The organism is Actinomadura graeca (genome assembly GCF_019175365.1).
In the GTDB taxonomy this organism is placed as follows: Bacteria; Actinomycetota; Actinomycetes; order Streptosporangiales; family Streptosporangiaceae; genus Spirillospora; species Spirillospora graeca.
Genome location: NZ_CP059572.1, coordinates 7,289,105 through 7,305,946, shown reverse-complemented (window position 1 = coordinate 7,305,946; position 16,842 = coordinate 7,289,105). Strand labels below are relative to the sequence as shown.

Annotated in this window: 16 protein-coding genes; 10 read left to right on the top strand and 6 right to left on the bottom strand. The window is 70.0% G+C overall.

What is annotated here, in order from left to right; all coding sequences use genetic code 11:
• The first annotated feature begins 98 nt into the window (after positions 1–98).
• A complete protein-coding gene (locus AGRA3207_RS32500; protein WP_231330940.1) occupies positions 99–341 on the top strand; it encodes an antitoxin in 243 nt (80 codons plus the stop codon).
• Here AGRA3207_RS32500 and AGRA3207_RS32495 read toward each other — a convergent pair.
• Together AGRA3207_RS32495 and miaB are read right to left on the bottom strand one after the other, a co-directional pair.
• Complete coding sequence (locus AGRA3207_RS32495; protein ID WP_231330939.1) at positions 338–1,189, bottom strand: class III extradiol ring-cleavage dioxygenase family protein; 852 nt, start codon at positions 1,187–1,189, stop codon at positions 338–340. The genes AGRA3207_RS32500 and AGRA3207_RS32495 overlap by 4 nt on opposite strands.
• Before the next feature lie 103 nt (positions 1,190–1,292).
• The gene (miaB, locus tag AGRA3207_RS32490; protein WP_420830816.1) at positions 1,293–2,807 is read right to left on the bottom strand and encodes a tRNA (N6-isopentenyl adenosine(37)-C2)-methylthiotransferase MiaB; all 1,515 of its coding nucleotides are present in this window, start codon (positions 2,805–2,807) and stop codon (positions 1,293–1,295) included.
• Between the two features lie 382 nt (positions 2,808–3,189).
• Between miaB and AGRA3207_RS32485 the strand changes: the two genes are divergently transcribed.
• The 5 genes from AGRA3207_RS32485 (at position 3,190) to AGRA3207_RS32465 (ending at position 8,789) form a co-directional block, all read left to right on the top strand.
• Positions 3,190–3,912 carry an amino acid ABC transporter ATP-binding protein gene (locus AGRA3207_RS32485; RefSeq protein ID WP_231336463.1) on the top strand — a complete coding sequence of 241 codons (723 nt, stop codon included), beginning with the start codon at positions 3,190–3,192 and terminating at the stop codon, positions 3,910–3,912.
• Between the two features lie 44 nt (positions 3,913–3,956).
• Positions 3,957–4,826: a glutamate ABC transporter substrate-binding protein gene (locus AGRA3207_RS32480; RefSeq protein ID WP_231330938.1), complete on the top strand. Its 870-nt coding sequence runs from the start codon at positions 3,957–3,959 to the stop codon at positions 4,824–4,826.
• Between the two features lie 105 nt (positions 4,827–4,931).
• Positions 4,932–5,615: an amino acid ABC transporter permease gene (locus AGRA3207_RS32475; RefSeq protein ID WP_231330937.1), complete on the top strand. Its 684-nt coding sequence runs from the start codon at positions 4,932–4,934 to the stop codon at positions 5,613–5,615.
• On the top strand, positions 5,612–6,604 hold the full coding sequence (locus AGRA3207_RS32470; protein ID WP_231330936.1) for an amino acid ABC transporter permease: 993 nt from the start codon (positions 5,612–5,614) through the stop codon (positions 6,602–6,604). Before AGRA3207_RS32475 ends, AGRA3207_RS32470 begins: the two co-directional genes overlap by 4 nt.
• A gap of 193 nt (positions 6,605–6,797) precedes the next feature.
• Positions 6,798–8,789 (top strand): S9 family peptidase, encoded by a 1,992-nt coding sequence (locus tag AGRA3207_RS32465; protein ID WP_231330935.1) that lies wholly within the window; start codon positions 6,798–6,800, stop codon positions 8,787–8,789.
• Positions 8,790–8,894: 105 nt separating this feature from the next.
• Here the strand turns inward: AGRA3207_RS32465 and rny are convergent, their stop codons facing one another.
• The 3 genes from rny to recA all read right to left on the bottom strand — a co-directional run bounded on the left by rny (position 8,895) and on the right by recA (position 13,009).
• A complete protein-coding gene (gene rny, locus AGRA3207_RS32460) occupies positions 8,895–10,466 on the bottom strand; it encodes a ribonuclease Y (RefSeq protein ID WP_231330934.1) in 1,572 nt (523 codons plus the stop codon).
• Positions 10,467–11,076: 610 nt separating this feature from the next.
• The gene (locus AGRA3207_RS32455) at positions 11,077–11,682 is read right to left on the bottom strand and encodes a regulatory protein RecX (protein ID WP_231330933.1); all 606 of its coding nucleotides are present in this window, start codon (positions 11,680–11,682) and stop codon (positions 11,077–11,079) included.
• Between the two features lie 184 nt (positions 11,683–11,866).
• A complete protein-coding gene (gene recA / locus AGRA3207_RS32450; protein WP_231330932.1) occupies positions 11,867–13,009 on the bottom strand; it encodes a recombinase RecA in 1,143 nt (380 codons plus the stop codon).
• A gap of 240 nt (positions 13,010–13,249) precedes the next feature.
• On the opposite strand from recA, the gene AGRA3207_RS32445 reads away from it, so the two are divergent.
• The 4 genes from AGRA3207_RS32445 to AGRA3207_RS32430 all read left to right on the top strand — a co-directional run bounded on the left by AGRA3207_RS32445 (position 13,250) and on the right by AGRA3207_RS32430 (position 16,440).
• Positions 13,250–14,119 carry an ATP-grasp domain-containing protein gene (locus AGRA3207_RS32445; RefSeq protein ID WP_231330931.1) on the top strand — a complete coding sequence of 290 codons (870 nt, stop codon included), beginning with the start codon at positions 13,250–13,252 and terminating at the stop codon, positions 14,117–14,119.
• A 231-nt stretch (positions 14,120–14,350) separates the two neighbouring features.
• Complete coding sequence (locus AGRA3207_RS32440; RefSeq protein ID WP_231330930.1) at positions 14,351–14,731, top strand: hypothetical protein; 381 nt, start codon at positions 14,351–14,353, stop codon at positions 14,729–14,731.
• Between the two features lie 4 nt (positions 14,732–14,735).
• Positions 14,736–15,893 (top strand): glutathionylspermidine synthase family protein, encoded by a 1,158-nt coding sequence (locus tag AGRA3207_RS32435; RefSeq protein ID WP_231330929.1) that lies wholly within the window; start codon positions 14,736–14,738, stop codon positions 15,891–15,893.
• An 85-nt stretch (positions 15,894–15,978) separates the two neighbouring features.
• Entirely contained in the window at positions 15,979–16,440 is a 462-nt protein-coding gene (locus AGRA3207_RS32430; protein WP_231330928.1) for a DUF350 domain-containing protein, read from the top strand.
• A 76-nt stretch (positions 16,441–16,516) separates the two neighbouring features.
• Here the strand turns inward: AGRA3207_RS32430 and AGRA3207_RS32425 are convergent, their stop codons facing one another.
• Positions 16,517–16,711, bottom strand: coding sequence for a DUF3046 domain-containing protein (locus tag AGRA3207_RS32425; protein ID WP_231330927.1), 195 nt, complete (start codon positions 16,709–16,711; stop codon positions 16,517–16,519).
• Between the last annotated feature and the right edge of the window lie 131 nt (positions 16,712–16,842).

Here is a 16,842-nt window from a genome sequence, read left to right as displayed (position 1 = left end):
GGCTTGATTGTGGCAACAGAACGGGTATAGCCGTGATGTACGGGTGTCGCGCGAGGTCGCGCGGCGCCGTCGGGACGAGGGATCCGGGGGGATGCCGAATGTCCATCGTCGACAAGGTCAAGCAGATGCTCGGCCAGCACCCCGACAAGGCCAGGAACGCCGTCGACAAGGGCGGGGACATGATCGACCGGAAGACCGGCGGCAAGTACGCCGACAAGGTCGACAAGGCCCAGGAGAGGGCCGGCGACTACATCGACAGGGGCGGCGAGGGCGGCCAGTCCGGCGGCACGCCGGGCGGGGGCACGCCGGGCGGCGGCCCGGGAGGCGGTCAGCCCTCCTAGACCGGCCCTGCGGTGAGGGCGGGGACGGCCCTCACCCAGCTCGCGACGAGGTAGCCGACGCCATAGGGCGCCTCCTCGGCGAGGAGGCCCGCTGAAAGGCCGCTGGTCATCGGGATCCCGGCGACGGCCGTCCGGGCGCCACCGGCATCCTGAGGGCCGCCCGTGGCCCCTGCCGCGCCGGCGAGCACCTGCCATGCCGCGCGTCCGGCCGCCTGAAGCTCCCGGGACAACCCGGCGTCCAGCGCGGCCAGGGCGGCGGCGTCGCCCTCGCCCAGAGCGCGTGCGACGGCCTCGTCGTAGGGGCGTGCGCGTTCATCGAGGTATCCGGGTGCCTTCTCTGAGCGGCATGCCGAGCCGTCGCCCATGACCAGCAGGGCGACACGTTCGGCCGTGTCGGCGAGTTCCCGTCCGAGTTCAAGGCACTCCTCGGGCGGGTCATCGAATCCGACCGCCTGGTAGAGCGCGCCTGCATCGGCGTCCTGCCGCTGCAGAAGCCAGTGCCCGATCGTCAGCGAGAGGGGCAGCGGCTGCCTGCCGGCTTCCGTGGTGTCAGTGGCATCCGTGGGCGCGACCGGGCTCGTCCACTCAAGGCCGTATGGGCGGAGCGTCGCATAGGCGCCGGGGCCATAGGTGCGTGTCTCCGGGGCCCCTCCGACGACGATGAGGGCGTCCACGGTGGACGCGCGCATCCGCGGAGGTCTGACGGTCACGTCCGTGTAGGCGACTCCAAGGCGGCGGACGGCCTCGTCGCATGCGGCGCGCACGCCGTCCATTTCCGGCGCGGCCTCTCCCGCCATGGCGGGCACGAGGACGGGCGGGTGCGGGCATACCGCCGCCGAAATCAGCACATCGCTTCTTCCTGCGCTGCCTCTTCCTGCGCTGCCTCTTCCGGCACTGCCTCTTCCAGCACACTGCCTCCTTCGGCGCGGGTGCCTCCGATCATGCCGGAGTTCAGGAGCAGGTGGCGCAGCCGGACACGGCCGTCCCGGACGAAACCGTCCCGGCTGAGGCCGGACGTCCGATCGAGGGCATCCCGAGCGCGACGCCCTTCTGCCCCCCGCGCGCGCCGTCTCCGCTGGGCTTGCCCTGGCGTGCTTCCCAAGCGTCCCCCGCGCGCGTGCGGCGGACGCCCTGCGCGGCCTTGTCAGCGACCAGATGGTGCGGGGCGGCGTAGGTGACCTCGACGGTGACCATGTCGCCGGGACGGACCTGCTCGTCCGGGGCCTGGAAGTGAACGAGACGGTTGTCGGGCGCGCGTCCTGAAAGCCGGCGGGTCACGCCGTCCTTGCGGCCCTCGCCTTCGGCCACGAGGACCTCAAGCGTCCTGCCCAGCTGCCTCTTGTTCTCCGCCCAGGAGACCTCCTCCTGGAGGGCGACGAGGCGCTCGTACCGTTCCTGGACGACTTCCTTGGGCAGCTGGCCGGGCATGGTCGCCGCCGGGGTACCGGGACGCTTGGAGTACTGGAACGTGAACGCGGAAGAGAACCGCGCCTCGCGCACGACGTGCAGGGTCTGCTCGAAGTCGGCCTCGGTCTCGCCGGGGAAGCCGACGATGATGTCGGTGGTGATCGCCGCGTCAGGGATCGCGGCCCGGACCTTCTCGATGATGCCGAGATAGCGCTCCTGCCGGTACGAGCGGCGCATGGCGCGCAGCACCGCGTCGGATCCCGACTGCAGGGGCATGTGCAAGGACGGCATCACGTTCGGCGTCTCCGCCATCGCCGCGACGACGTCGTCGGTGAAGTCCTTGGGGTGCGGGGAGGTGAACCGGACGCGCTCCAGGCCCTCGACTCCCCCGCACGCGCGCAGGAGCCCGGCGAACGCCGACTGGCCGCCCGCGGTCATCGCGCGGACCTCGTCGGGCGCCGCGGAAAGGGCGCCGAAGCCCGAGCCGTACGCGTTCACGTTCTGCCCGAGGAGGGTGATCTCAAGGGCGCCCTCGCCCACCAGCGCCTCGATCTCGGCGAGGATCTCACCGGGACGGCGGTCCTTCTCCTTGCCGCGCAGCGACGGGACGATGCAGAACGTGCAGGTGTTGTTGCACCCGACCGAGATGGAGACCCATGCCGCGTAGGGCGACTCCCGCCGGGTGGGCAGCGTCGAGGGGAAGGTCACCAGGGACTCTTCGATCTCGACCTGCGCCTCGTCGCGCACACGTGAGCGCTCCAGCAGTGCGGGCAGCGAACCTATGTTGTGCGTGCCGAACACCACGTCCACCCATGGTGCGCGCTTGACGATGGTGTCGCGGTCCTTCTGCGCGAGGCAACCGCCCACGGCGATCTGCATGCCGGGACGGCCATCCTTGACGGGTCGCAAATGCCCAAGGTTGCCGTACAGGCGGTTGTCGGCGTTCTCCCTGACGGCGCAGGTGTTGAACACCACGACATCGGGCTCTGCATTCTCCGCACGGACGTACCCGGCCGACTCCAGGAGGCCGGACAGCCGCTCGGAGTCGTGGACGTTCATCTGGCACCCGTAAGTACGGATTTCGTACGTGCGGGGGCCCATCTCCATAGGCGCACTCATGACAGTCACCAAGGGTACGCGCCGCACCCGGGTCGCCGGGCATGATCACCGAAGGGTTACCGGCGGGTCACGAAACGGCCGAGGCGCCGTGTCGGGCCCGTTCCGGCCCGTCCCGGCCCGTGGTCCGCCAACGTGCGGAAACCGCCCGCCGACATGCGTATTCGTGATCGTATCGGTACCCACCGGAGTCTTGCCGGTCCGCGCGGATGACGTAAAGTCCGAGCGCATGACAGGCAGCGAAGGCGGGCCCGACCTCACCGGGGGCGGCGGGCCGGATGACTCCGTTCCGGAGCGGGCCACCGCGGGCGCCGGGCCCCTCGTCGTGGTGGAGCACGTCGACAAGCACTTCGGCGAGCTGCACGTCCTCAAGGACATCAACCTCACCGTGGACCGCGGTGAGGTCGTCGTCGTGATCGGCCCCTCGGGCGGCGGCAAGTCGACGCTGTGCCGGTCCATCAACCGGCTGGAGCCCATCGACGGCGGCACGATCCTCGTGGACGGCAAGGAGCTGCCCAAGGAGGGCAAGGAACTGGCGAGGCTGCGGGCCGACGTCGGCATGGTCTTCCAGTCGTTCAACCTGTTCGCCCACAAGACGATCCTGGAGAACGTCACGCTCGGGCCCATCAAGGTCCGCAAGCAGGGCAAGCAGGAGTCGGAGAAGCACGCGCTGGAGCTGCTGGACCGCGTCGGCATCGCCAACCAGGCCCAGAAGTACCCCGCCCAGCTGTCCGGCGGACAGCAGCAGCGCGCCGCCATCGCGCGCTCCCTCGCCATGAAGCCCAAGGTGATGCTGTTCGACGAGCCCACGTCGGCTCTCGACCCGGAGATGGTCAACGAGGTCCTGGACGTCATGACCGGACTCGCCAGAGACGGTATGACGATGATCGTGGTCACCCATGAGATGGGCTTCGCCCGCAGGGCCGCGCAGAAGGTCGTGTTCATGGCGGACGGCCAGATCGTGGAGGAGAACACGCCCGACGAGTTCTTCACCAACGCCCGCACGGACCGCGCGAAGGACTTCCTTTCCAAGATCCTCACGCACTGAACCCTTCCGCCCGACGTCACACAACAGCAGAGGTAGACGAGAGCATGCGAGCACGTCGTATCGGCGCCCTCATCGGCGCGGGGATGGCGCTGTCCCTGGCGCTCAGCGCCTGTGGCAGCGACAAGGAGAAGACCGAGGCCAAGTCCGTCGTCCAGAAGGCCAAGGACGAGAAGAAGCTGACGATCGGCATCAAGTTCGACCAGCCCGCGCTGGGCCTGAAGAAGCCGGACGGCTCCTACGACGGCTTCGACGTGGACGTCGCCAAGTACGTCGCGCAGAAGCTGGGCGTCCCCGAGAACGGCGTCACCTTCAAGGAGACGACGTCGGCGAACCGCGAGTCGTTCCTGGGCGGCGGGCAGGTCGACCTCGTCTTCGCGACGTACTCCATCACCGAGGCCCGCAAGGCGCAGGTCACCTTCGGCGGCCCGTACTACGTCGCGCACCAGGACACGATGGTGGCGGCCAGCAACACCTCCATCAAGAAGCCCCAGGACCTCAAGGGCAAGAAGCTCTGCAAGGCGGCCGGGTCCAACTCCTTCCGCCGCATCACCGAGGGCCCCCCGGACGGCAAGCTCGACATCAAGGGCGTCACCACGGTCGACGCCAGCAGCTACTCCGACTGCGCCGCCAAGCTCCAGGCGGGCGCCCTGGACGCGGTCAGCACCGACGACCTCATCCTCGCCGGCTTCGCCAGCCAGCAGAAGGGCAAGTTCAAGGTCATCAACGCGCCCTTCACCGACGAGAAGTACGGCGTCGGCATCAAGAAGGGCGACAAGGAGACCTGCGAGGCGGTCAACACCGCCATCACGCAGATGTACTCCGACGGGACCGCCAAGACGCTGCTGGAGAAGCACTTCTCGGGCACGGGGCTGAAGCTCGTCACGACCGTGCCTCAGATGGAAGGTTGCGCCTGATCCGAGGCCGAGCCCGTCACGCCGGTGCGTCCCGGGGAGGCGAACGCCTTCCAGGACGCGCCGGTCTGGCCCCGACCGTCTGGAACGCCATGGAACAGCTAAGCAATGTTTGACTTCGGCCCGTTCTTCGACAACATCGACCAGATCCTCGAAGGATTCTGGGCGACGATACGGCTCGCCGCGCTCTCCGCCGTGCTGTCCCTGCTGATCGGGACCCTGCTGGTGAGTTTCCGGGTCGCGCCCGTCCCGTTGCTGCGCGTCGTCGGCACCGGCTACGTCAACATCGTGCGCAACACGCCGCTGACCCTGGTGCTGCTGATGTGCAGCCTCGGGCTCAACGACGTCCTGGCACTGAAGTTCTCCGACAACCCCTCGACCACGTACTACTGGTGGGCGGTCCTGGGCCTGTCCGGATACACCGCGGCCTTCGTCTGCGAGTCGCTGCGCGCGGGCATCAACACCGTGCCGCTCGGACAGGCCGAGGCGGCGCGGTCGGTCGGGCTCACCTTCAGCCAGTCGCTGCGCATCGTCATCCTGCCGCAGGCGTTCCGCTCGGTCATCGCGCCCCTGGGCAGCGTCATGATCGCGATGATCAAGAACACGACGGTGGCGTCCGCCGCGAGCTACGCCGAGGCGGCGGCGGTCATGAAGGACCTCCTGGACCAGCCCTCGTTCACCAGCGGCGCGCTCCCGCTGTTCATCGGCGTCGCCATCGGATTCATGATCCTCACACTGCCGACCGGGTTCTTCTTCGGATGGCTGCACAAGCGAATGGCGGTGGCGCGATGAGCAAGGAAGCGACCGTCCTGTTCGACGCCCCCGGGCCGAGGGCGCGCGCGCGGAACACGATGGTGACCGTCGTCGCGTCGATCGTCCTCCTCGGCATCCTCGCCGCGTTCCTCTGGCGCTTCAACGACAAGGGCCAGTTCGCGGGCGAGCTGTGGAGCCCGTTCACCAAGTGGACGGTGTGGGACAAGCTGATCCTGCCCGGCCTGTGGAGCACGCTGAAGGCCGCGGCCGTCGCGTCCGTCCTGGCCCTGCTGTTCGGTGTGGTGTTCGGCCTGGCGCGGCTGTCGGACCACTGGTGGGTGCGGGTCCCGGCCGGAGTCGTGGTGGAGTTCTTCCGGGCGATTCCCCTGCTCATCCTGATCTTCCTGGCGTTCTTCATCCCCAACAAGATCAGCCCCACCATCGCCGACTCCGCGTTCGGCACCTTCCAGCGCGTGCTGGTGGACAACGTCTTCTCGGTCTTCGGCGTGGAGATCAACGCCGGGACCATCACGGTGCCCGCGTTCGCGGCGGTCGTCTTCGGCCTCGTGCTGTACAACGGCTCGGTGCTGGCCGAGGTGGTGCGCGCGGGCGTCCTGTCGATCCCGAAGGGGCAGGCGGAGGCCGCGTACTCGGTCGGCCTGCGCAAGAACGGCGTCATGCGCCTGATCCTGCTGCCGCAGGCGGTCACGGTGATGATGCCGGCGATCGTCAGCCAGCTCGTCGTCCTGCTCAAGGACACCGCGCTCGGGTTCATCATCGCCTACTCCGAGCTGCTCAGCGCCGGCTTCCGGCAGGTCCCCGCCAACTACCACAACAACAAGATCCAGGCGGGGATCGTGGTCGCGGTCATCTACATCGCGATCAACATGGCGGTGAGCCGGTTCGCGACGTGGCTGGAGGCGCGCAGCCGCCGCAGCCGCAAGACCGAGGCGAAGACCATGGGCGCCGACGTCGTCGCTCCGCCCGCGCCGGGGATGGCCGCAGGCGGCGCGGCCTCCGGAGTGTGAGATCGACCTCAGCCGCGCCTTAGGGGGCGCCGCCGGCCGCCGCCGGTCGGTGCCCCTTCGCGCGGGGAGGGCCCGTCCCTACGCGCGAACGGGTCGTTACCCGCGGGTCGCCTGGTGACCGGCTTGTATCTTTCCGAAGTCAAACCGCCCGTCACGGCCCCAACCCATCCCCGTTTGCGAGACGATTCCTGTTATGACCGCTCGTGCGCCCCTCCCCTACGGCTCCTGGCCCTCACCCATCTCCGCGGCCGATGTCGCCCGCGCCCGGCTGCGCCTGAGTTTCCCGACCGTCGCGGGCGATGACGTGTGGTGGCAGGAGGCCCGACCAGAGGAGGGCGGGCGGACCACGGTCGTCCACCTCCAGGGCGGTCACCGGACGGATCTGCTCCAGGCCCCCTGGGACGCGCGCACGCGCGTGCACGAGTACGGCGGGCGGTCATACCTGCCGGTCCGCTCCGCCGAGGGCCCGTCGCTGGTGTTCGCCAACTACGAGGACCAGCGGCTGTACCGGGTCGACGAGCGCGACCCCAAGCCGTACCCGCTGACGCCCGAGCCGGCCGTCCAGGCGGGGCTGCGCTACGCCGACTTCGTGCCGTCCCCGGACGGAACCGAGATCTGGTGCGTGTGCGAGGGGCACATCGCGGCGTCCGGCGAGGGCGAGGAGGGCGTCGCGGGCATCCGCCGCGCCATCGTGGCCGTCCCGCTGGACGGCAGCGCGGCCGAGAACGCCGGGGCGATCCGGGAACTGGTGACCGGCGCCCACTTCTACGCCGCCCCCACACCGTCCCCCAGCGGCGGTCACCTGGCGTGGGTCCAGTGGAACCACCCGCGCATGCCCTGGGACGGCACAGAGCTGCGCGTGGCCGCGATAGAGGACGGCAAGACGGTCGCCCCCCGTACGGTCAAGGGCGGGCTCACCGAATCGGCGGTCGCCCCGCTGTGGCGCGACGACCAGTCCCTGTACGTCATCTCCGACTGGCCCGGCTGGTGGAACATCTACCAGGTCGGCCTGCACGGTGAATCCCCGCAGGCGCTCTACCCGGCCGAGGAGGAGTTCGCCGGTCCGCTCTGGCAACTGGGAGGCATGCCGTACGCGCTGCTGGGGGACGGCCGGCTCGCCGTCCTGCACGGCGAGGGCGACATGCGGCTCGGCATCTACGACCCGGAGACGCTGGACCTCGTCGACCTGGAGGTCCCCTACGACCACTGGCTGCCGCAGCTGTCGGCGGACGGTACGACCATCGTGGGGATCGGCGGTGCGCCCGACGTCCCGCCGTCCGTCGTCCGGATCGACTCGACGACCGGGCGCGTCGAGGGACTGCGCCGCGAGCTGCCGGAGCTACCGGACGTCGCGTACCTGTCCAAGCCGCGCGCCGAGCGCCTGGAGGGGCCGTTCGGGCGTCCCGTCCACGCCTACGTCTTCCCGCCGACCAACCCGGAGGCCACCGCCCTAGAAGGGGAACTGCCGCCGTACGTGGTGTTCGTGCACGGCGGACCCACCGGGCGGGTCTCCACGGTGCTGAACCTGGAACGGTCGTACTTCACCAGCCGCGGCATCGGCGTCATCGACGTCAACTACGGCGGCTCCACCGGCTACGGCCGCGCCTACAGGGAGCGTCTGCGCCGCCAGTGGGGTGTGGTGGACGTGGAGGACGCCGTCGCCGCCGCGCAGGCGCTCGTGGACGGCGGGATCGCCGACCCCAACCGCCTGGCGATCCGCGGCAACTCCGCCGGGGGATGGACGACGCTCGCGTCGGTCACCCAGACCGACGTGTTCAAGGCCGCCACGTCCTACTTCGGCATCAGCGAGCTGCAGAGCTTCGCCGAGGCCACCCACGACTTCGAGTCGCAGTACCTGTTCGGCCTGATCGGCCCGCTGCCCGGTTTCGAGCGCGCCTACGAGGAGCGCTCACCGCTGAACCACGCGGACCGCACGGCGTGCCCGGTGCTGCTCCTGCAGGGCCTGAACGACCCGGTGGTGCCCCCGGACCAGTCCGAGCGGTTCGCCGTGGCGCTCGCCGAGAAGAAGATGCCGTACGCCTACCTCACCTTCGAGGGCGAGTCGCACGGCTTCCGGCGCGCGGAAACGGTCATCGCGTGCCTGGAGGCCGAGCTGGCCTTCTACGGCCAGACCCTCGGATTCGAGCCGCGCGGCGTCGATCCGATCGACCTGACCGTCGGCTGACGTCCGCCCCGTCCGTCACCGGGAGGAACACCCGCTGGCGGACGGGACCCGCGCACGGCGGGATCAGCACGGTGCAATCAGCACGGTGCAATCAGCACGGCGGGATCAGCGGGCGAACTCGATGGCCCGTGACTCCCGCACCACGGTCACGCGGATCTGCCCCGGGTAGGTCAGCTCGTCCTCGACCTGCTTCGCGATGTCCCGCGCGATGACCTGCGCCTGGATGTCGTCCACCGAGTCGGGCTTCACCATCACACGGATCTCCCGGCCCGCCTGCATCGCGAAGACCTTCTCCACGCCCTCGTGCCTGTCCCGGGCGATCTCCTCCAGCCGCTCCAGCCGCTTGACGTACGCCTCCAGGGACTCCCTGCGCGCGCCCGGGCGGCTGCCGCTGACGGCGTCCGCGGCCTGGGTGAGCACGGCCTCCACCGTCCGCACCTCGACCTCGTTGTGGTGCGCCTCGATCGCGTGGACCACGTCCTCGTCCTCGCCGTAGCGGCGCGCGATCTCCGCTCCGATCAGCGCGTGACTGCCCTCCACCTCATGGGTGAGCGCCTTGCCGATGTCGTGCAGCAGCGTGCACCGCTTGGCCACGTCCACGGGCAGCCGCAGCTCGCTCGCCATGATCCCGGCGATGTGCGCGGACTCGATCAGGTGCTTCAGGACGTTCTGCCCGTAGGACGTCCTGTAGCGGAGCTGGCCCAGCAGGGCGATGAGCTCCGGGTGCATGTCGGCGATGCCGACCTCGACCAGCGCGTCCTCGCCCGCCCGCACGCACAGCTGCTCGACGTCGCTCTTGCTGCGCTCGTAGATCTCCTCGATCCGCTGCGGGTGGATGCGCCCGTCCAGGACGAGCTTCTCCAGGGTCAGCCTGCCGACCTCCCGGCGCACCGGGTCGAAGCAGCTCAGCAGGACCGCCTCGGGGGTGTCGTCGATGATGAGGTTCACGCCGGTGGTCGTCTCGAAGGCGCGGATGTTGCGTCCCTCGCGCCCGATGATGCGGCCTTTCATCTCGTCGCTCGGAAGGTGCAGCACCGACACCACCGACTCGGCGGTCTGCTCGCTCGCGACCCGCTGGATCGCCAGCGTCACGATCTTGCGGGCGCGCTTCTCGCCCTCGGCCCGCGCCGAGTTCTCGATCTCCCGGGTGATCGGGATGGCCTCGCGCTTGGCCTGGTTCTCGATCGCGGTGACCAGTTCGCCCTTGGCCTGCTCGGCGGTGAGCCCCGCCGCGCGCTCCAGGACCTGCCGCCGCTCCTCCTCGACCTTGGCCAGCTCCTGCTTGCGGCCCTCCAGCGCCCGCTTGCCCTCGGCGAGACGGCCGGACCACTCCTCCAGCCGCCGGAACTCCCCGTCCAGGCGCTGCTCCCGCTCGGCGAGGCGGCTCTCCCGGCGCTCCAGATCCTCCCTGAGCGTCCGCAGGTCCTCCCGGAGGGCCCGGCCCTCCTCCTCCAGCTCCGCGCGCGTCTCCGCCGCGATCCGCCGCGCCTGCCCCTCGGCCTTCTCCAGGACGGCTTGCGCGTCCCGCTCGGCCCTGGCCCGCGCCTCGTCCGCCTCGCTGTGCGCCCGGGCCATCTCCGCCGCCGCCCGGCCCGGCATGCCGGGCCGGCGGAGGACGACGATGACGAGAGCGACCAGGGTCACCAGCAGCGCTGCACCCAGCAGGACGCTCTCCATGAGGCAGATCCTTCCTCGCCGCGGGCCCGCCCGTCGGGGCCCTCCATGCGAGGACTTACTCGCGCACGGCCGGGGCGCGCGTCATCACCGGACGGCGGCGCGCACCTCCCCGGTAACTCGGCCGAATCCGGCCAACGATCCCGCCTCTTGTGCCTCTCAGCTGCTCGAACGTACTCGGCCGTATAGCAATCCGCGAGACGCGGAGTAACTCCTCACTGCCGTAACGGTAAGCGGCATAGAGGTAATGAGCAAGCAACCCTCGGGCATTCCGGACTAACCGAACGCCCGCGTGACTCCTTACTTACCGCCCTCCTTGACACCGCGCACCCCTGTCTGCCTGCCCGCCGAAGCCGGGGCGGGGTCTGGGCGAACTCACCCTCCGCTCATCCTTGTGCCACCTCCGGTATGTCACTTCCCGGAGGTCGGAGCGGGCCGTGAGTGAGGAGCACCCCCTGAGGCGGGGGCGCGCGGTGGGATGTCGGGCATCGTGTGAGAGCGCGAGGCGTGTGAGGTGACACGTGCGTCAAAGGCGAGGGCGTGCGGAGCGGGGGGCGTGCGCGAGGCGAGGGTGCGTGAGGTGAGGAGGCTGGAGGAAGGGCCGTGGGGTTCTTCAATCGGGGGGTGGTTCGGGGAGGTCTTCCAGGGTGACGCCCTCTTCGGCCAGGGCCTCGTTGACCACGCGATAGGAGAGGGCCGGGGAGTAGCCCTTGCGGGCCAGGAGGCCGATCAGGCGGCGGGTGCGTTTGACGGGGTCCAGGTCGCGGGTGGCGCGGAGCCTGCGGTCGATCAGGGCGCGGGCGGTCCGCTCCTCCTGGGCCGGGTCCAGGGAGTCGACGGCGTCGCTGACGGTCTCGTCGGCCACGCCGCGGCGGCGGAGCTCGGCGGCCAGGGCGCGCCGGGCGAGGCCGCGGCCCGTGTGCCGGGATTGGACCCAGGACCGCGCGAACGCCTCGTCGTCGATGAGCCCGGCGTCGGTGAAGCGGGACAGGACGCGATCGGCCACCTCGTCCGGGACGTCCTTGCGCCGCAGGGCGTCCGCGAGTTGCGCCCGGGTACGTGGGGAGGCCGAGAGCAGCCGCAGGCACAGCTCCCGCGCCGCCGCCTCCGGGTCGGCGGGCCGCCCCCCGGCGGCCTTTCCTCCGGCGGCCTTCCCCCCGGCGCCGCGCCTTTCGACGCCGCGCCTTTCGACGTCACGCCCTCCGGTGCGGCCGGTCATGGCCGCCGCCGGGTGCCCCGGCCGCCGAGCCTGGCCGGCTCGGCGCCCGGGCCCATGGGAGCGGCGGCGCCATCGGGGAAGGTCCGTCCACCGGCAGGCCGGTGCCGGGTAAGGCGCCGCCGCCCTACACACGAGATCATCGCTTACTCTTCGTCAAGAGTCACCCGTATCGGGGGATTCGCCGTCAGGAATCACCCGATTTGACCACTTTGGCGGACTTCTTCCCGGCGGTGCTCTTGACGGCGGGGGCGGGCGCGGGCGGGGCCGCCGGTGCGGCGGGCGCCGCGCCGGGCGCCGCGCCGGGGGCCGCGGGCTCGGCCTCCTTGTCGACCTTCGGGCCGATGCCCAGCTTCTCCTTGATCTTCTTCTCGATGCCGTCCGCCATGTCGGGGTTGGCCTTGAGGAAGTTGCGGGCGTTCTCCTTGCCCTGGCCGAGCTGGTCGCCGTCGTAGGTGTACCAGGCGCCGGACTTGCGGACGAAGCCGTGCTCCACGCCGAGGTCGATCAGGCCGCCCTCGCGGCTGATGCCGAGGCCGTAGAGGAGGTCGAAGTCGGCGACGCGGAAGGGCGGGGCCATCTTGTTCTTGACGACCTTGACCCGGACGCGGTTGCCGACGGCCTCGGTGCCGTCCTTGAGGGTCTCGATGCGGCGGATGTCCAGGCGGACGGAGGCGTAGAACTTCAGCGCGCGGCCGCCGGTGGTGGTCTCCGGGGAGCCGAACATGACGCCGACCTTCTCGCGGAGCTGGTTGATGAAGATGGCGGTGGTCCGGGTCTGGTTGATCGCGCCGGTGAGCTTGCGCAGCGCCTGCGACATGAGGCGCGCCTGGAGGCCGACGTGGCTGTCGCCCATCTCGCCCTCGATCTCGGCGCGGGGGACGAGCGCGGCGACGGAGTCGATGACGACGATGTCGATCGCGCCGGAGCGGATCAGCATGTCGGTGATCTCCAGGGCCTGCTCGCCGGTGTCGGGCTGGGAGACCAGCAGGGCGTCGATGTCGACGCCGAGCCTGGTCGCGTACTCGGGGTCGAGGGCGTGCTCGGCGTCGACGAACGCGGCGATGCCGCCCTTCTTCTGGACGCTGGCCACCGCGTGCAGCGCGACGGAGGTCTTGCCCGAGCCCTCGGGGCCGTACACCTCGACGACCCGGCCGCGGGGCAGGCCGCCGATGCCGAGCGCGATGTCGAGGGCGATGGCCCCGGTGGGGATCACCTCGACCGGCGCCCGGGCCTCCTCGCCCATCCGCATGACCGAGCCCTTGCCGAACTGCCTCTCGATCTGGGCGAGTGCGGTCTCGAGAGCCTTCTCCCGGTCGTTCGCTGCCATCAGATGTCCTTCTCGTCGTGACTGCCGGCTCTCGGCCGCTGACTGCGATGTCGAGGGCGACGTTACGGCGGGCCGCCGACACTTTCGAACCCCCGGCGCGGTTGTGGACGGCGCCGCGGACCCGGACAGCTTACCGAACATCAGTTCGATCAACGTCCCGCACGCCTATTTGGGCCGGAATCTCCGTGCGTATGTTGGTCCGGACACCGTACGCTGGCGCCGTCCACGGAGGGTTCCATCATGACGCTGACCGTCCTCTTCTGCGTCGATCCGCTCCACCCACGGCGCGTTGACCCGCACTTCTCCCGCGAGGCGGCGGCCGTGCGGGACCACTACGGCGAGATCGCCCTGCTCGACCACGACGCGCTGCGGCGCGGGGACGTGGAGGCGGCGGTGCGCGCGGTGCCGGCCGACATGGGCCCCGTCTGGTACCGCGGCTGGATGCTGACGGCCGCCGAGTACGCCGCGGCGGCGGTCGCCATGAAGCAGCGCGGGACGTTGCTGCTGACCCACCCGGACGACTACCGGCGGGCGCACGAGCTGCCGGGCTGGCACGACACGTTCGCGGGCCTGACCCCGCACAGCGTCTGGCGCCCGCTGACGGCCGGCCAGGATCCGGGCGACCTGAACGAGCTGAGCGAGCTGGTCCGGCCGCTGCCCGGCGGACCCGGTGTCATCAAGGACTACGTGAAGTCGCGCAAGCACGAGTGGGACGAGGCGTGCTACGTGCCGGACGTGAAGAACCTCGTCCAGCTGCACGACATCGCCGCCAAGATGATCGCCTTGCAGGACGACCATCTCGCGGGCGGCCTCGTCGTGCGCGAGTACGAGCCGTACGACGGCGAGGGCGAGGCGCGTGTGTGGTGGGTGGACGGGGAACCCGCCCTGGTGGGGCCGCACCCCGACAGCCCGGAGGTGGAACCGGATCCCGACCTCACCGGCGTCGCCCCGGCCGTCCGCGCGCTCGGTTGCCGGTTCATCACCACCGACCTCGCGCGTCGCACGGACGGTGCGTGGCGTGTGGTGGAGGTCGGCGACGGGCAGGTCAGTGATCTGCCCACGTCCGTGGATGCCATGGACCTTTACGCGCACCTGCCCGTCCCGGACTGACGTCCGGCGGGCGTCCATCGAAGCCCGGTACTGGAGACCGGTCCTGTTTACGGTGCGGTCGGCTGCTGCTTTGAGGATGTGACGGAACCGGAACGTGCGTCCCTTCCGTCGCATGTCAGCCGCCCCTAGGCTATGGCTCCGCATACCGGATTCCTTCTGTTCGAGGCGTCCGACCATGCAGTCCGGAACCTTCCGGAAGCTCGCCGCATCGTTTCGAAGGACGTGTTCTCCTTGCCCCCACAGGAGCCCACTCGCCGGCTCAGTTCCCGCGCCGTGAAGGTCGGGATGCTGAGCGCGCTGTCGCTCACCCTGGTCGCCTGCGGGTCCAAGTCGACCACCGCGTACTGCGTGGACCGCAGCGCCCCGGTGATCGGCAAGGCCCAGGGCGGCTACAGGGTGGTCTCGGATGGCCTCTGCGACGCGGACGACATCGACCGTGGGCGTAGCTCGTCCTACAACCGGTACTTCTGGTACTACGGCGGCAAGCGCGACTCCAGCGGCTTCGCGTCGGGCGGCAGCAGCTTCCGGCCGAGCAAGGGCAAGGTCAAGTCCAGTAGCGGGCGGACCCTCAGCCGCGGCGGGTTCGGCGGCGGCGGCCGGAGCGGGAGCTGATCCGGTGCGCCGTGCCCGTTCGACGCCCCGGGACGGCTGGGCGGAGAAGATCGAGGCGCAGGGCTTGGCCTTCCACAAGACCGCGCACCCCGAACACCTGTCCCGGCCCTACTGGGACGAGTCCGTCCACTACGTCTTCGACATGGACGAGGTCCTCGCCCTGGAAGAGGTCGTCGAGGAACTGCACCGGATGTGCTTGCAGGTGGTGGAACACGTGGTCACGACCGGGCGCTACCACGTCCTCGGCATACCGGAGTGGGTCGCGCCGCTGATCGAGGAGTCGTGGCGGCGCGGTGACCCGCATCTGTACGGCCGGTTCGACCTGCGCTACGACGGCGACGGCCCGGCCAAACTGCTGGAGTACAACGCCGACACCCCGACCGCCCTCGTCGAGAGCTCGATCGTCCAGTGGTACTGGCTACAGGACGTCCATCCGGGTGACGACCAGTGGAACTCCATCCACGAGCGGCTGGTGGCCCGCTGGAAGGAGATCGCCCCCAGGGTGACCGGAGGACCGGCGCACTTCGCCTGGACGAACGGCGACGAGACCGGTGAAGAGGTCATGACGATCGCCTACATGCAGGAGACCGCCGAGGAGGCGGGCCTGCCCGGCGTGGCCATCGCCATGGAGGACATCGGCTGGGACTCCGGCCGCGGGCGGTTCGTCGATCTGGACGAGCAGGAGATCCGCACGCTCTGCAAGCTCTATCCCTGGGAGTGGCTCGTCACCGAGCCGTTCGGGCGCCACATCCCCGGCACGCCCACGTCGTGGATCGAGCCGATCTGGAAGATGGTGCTGTCGAACAAGGCGCTGCTGGTGCTGCTCTGGGAGTTGTTCCCGGGGCACCCCAATCTGCTGCCCACCTACCTGAACACACCCGGGGGCCTCACCTCGTACGTGCAGAAGCCCCTGCTCGGCCGGGAGGGGGCGAGCATGCGCATCGTCACCCCGGACGGCCGAGAGCAGCGCACCCAGGGCGACTACGGCGCAGAGGGTTTCGTTTTCCAGGAGTTCTGCGCGCTGCCCGACTTCGACGGTGAGCATCCGGTGCTCGGCGCATGGGTCGTCGAGGACGAATCCGCAGGGGTCGGCATCCGCGAGACCTCGGGCCTCATCACCGACGACACCTCCTCCTTCGTCCCACATCGAATCCCCCTGTAGCCACCCCCTCTGTAGCCCGAGAGTGCGCCGGTCTTTTCCGGCCCCTGAAGCCTCCGAAACCCCCCTTGCAGCCCTAAGGAGAGCCATGACAACCCTGGCGGCGAACGATGACGGCCTCGGCCAGATCCTCCTGGAGGGGACCGGAGCGCTCTTCGCGTACGCCGGAGTCGGCCTGGCGCTGTTCATCATCGGCTTCTACATGACGGACTTCGCCACGCCGGGACGCCTGATCACGGTGATCCGCGAGCACCGCAACCCGAACGCGACGCTGCTCGCGTGCGCGGCCACGGTCGGCGTGGGGATGATCGTCGCCATGTCGATCTTCGCGTCGGGCGGCGACCTGGCCGAGGGCCTGAGCAGGACGCTGGTGTTCGGCGGTGTCGGGATCATCGCGCAGACGGTCGCGACGGTGGTCTTCGACCGCCTGGTCGGGATCAGCGTCGGGACGATGGCCGACGACGCCGACGACCGGCTGGAGCCCGCGGCGATCCTGCTCGCGGTCGCCAACCTGATGATCGGCTTCGTCATCGCCGTGGCGGTCTACTGATCCGGGCCCGTGCGCGGGCCTTTCCCGAGCGCCGGAGCCCTGGGCTACCGGGGCCCTGGGCTGCCTAAGCCCTGAACTACCGGAGCTGGGAGGGGACGTCGAAGGTCGCCACGACGGCCTGCCAGATCCGCTTGGCGGGCTCGCCGTCCGCGAGGGCCTGCTCGATGGTGCGGCCGTCCAGCTCGGCCATGACGTAGTCCTTGGCCACGCTCGCCGCGTAGCCCTCTCCGAACTGCTGGTTCATCCGATCCCAGAACACTGTGAGCCGCACCCGTCCACGCTATCCGACGGCCGGCCCGCCAAGGACGCCGTGACCTCGTCCAAGGCCGCTGCGGCCTCACCCGGGGCTCCCGGCGCCCGTCCGGGCAGATGGCTGGCTATAAGTGCTTGCTTACGCGTGAT

Excerpts from the sequence above, each read along its gene's own strand:
- AGRA3207_RS32475 (WP_231330937.1), top strand. The coding sequence starts at position 4,932 with ATGTTTGACTTCGGCCCGTTCTTCGACAACATCGACCAGATCCTCGAA.
- AGRA3207_RS32465 (WP_231330935.1), top strand. The coding sequence starts at position 6,798 with ATGACCGCTCGTGCGCCCCTCCCCTACGGCTCCTGGCCCTCACCCATC.
- recA (WP_231330932.1), bottom strand. The coding sequence starts at position 13,009 with ATGGCAGCGAACGACCGGGAGAAGGCTCTCGAGACCGCACTCGCCCAG.
- AGRA3207_RS32455 (WP_231330933.1), bottom strand. The coding sequence starts at position 11,682 with ATGACCGGCCGCACCGGAGGGCGTGACGTCGAAAGGCGCGGCGTCGAA.
- AGRA3207_RS32480 (WP_231330938.1), top strand. The coding sequence starts at position 3,957 with ATGCGAGCACGTCGTATCGGCGCCCTCATCGGCGCGGGGATGGCGCTG.
- rny (WP_231330934.1), bottom strand. The coding sequence starts at position 10,466 with ATGGAGAGCGTCCTGCTGGGTGCAGCGCTGCTGGTGACCCTGGTCGCT.
- AGRA3207_RS32445 (WP_231330931.1), top strand. The coding sequence starts at position 13,250 with ATGACGCTGACCGTCCTCTTCTGCGTCGATCCGCTCCACCCACGGCGC.
- AGRA3207_RS32430 (WP_231330928.1), top strand. The coding sequence starts at position 15,979 with ATGACAACCCTGGCGGCGAACGATGACGGCCTCGGCCAGATCCTCCTG.
- miaB (WP_420830816.1), bottom strand. The coding sequence starts at position 2,807 with ATGAACGTCCACGACTCCGAGCGGCTGTCCGGCCTCCTGGAGTCGGCC.
- AGRA3207_RS32500 (WP_231330940.1), top strand. The coding sequence starts at position 99 with ATGTCCATCGTCGACAAGGTCAAGCAGATGCTCGGCCAGCACCCCGAC.
- AGRA3207_RS32470 (WP_231330936.1), top strand. The coding sequence starts at position 5,612 with ATGAGCAAGGAAGCGACCGTCCTGTTCGACGCCCCCGGGCCGAGGGCG.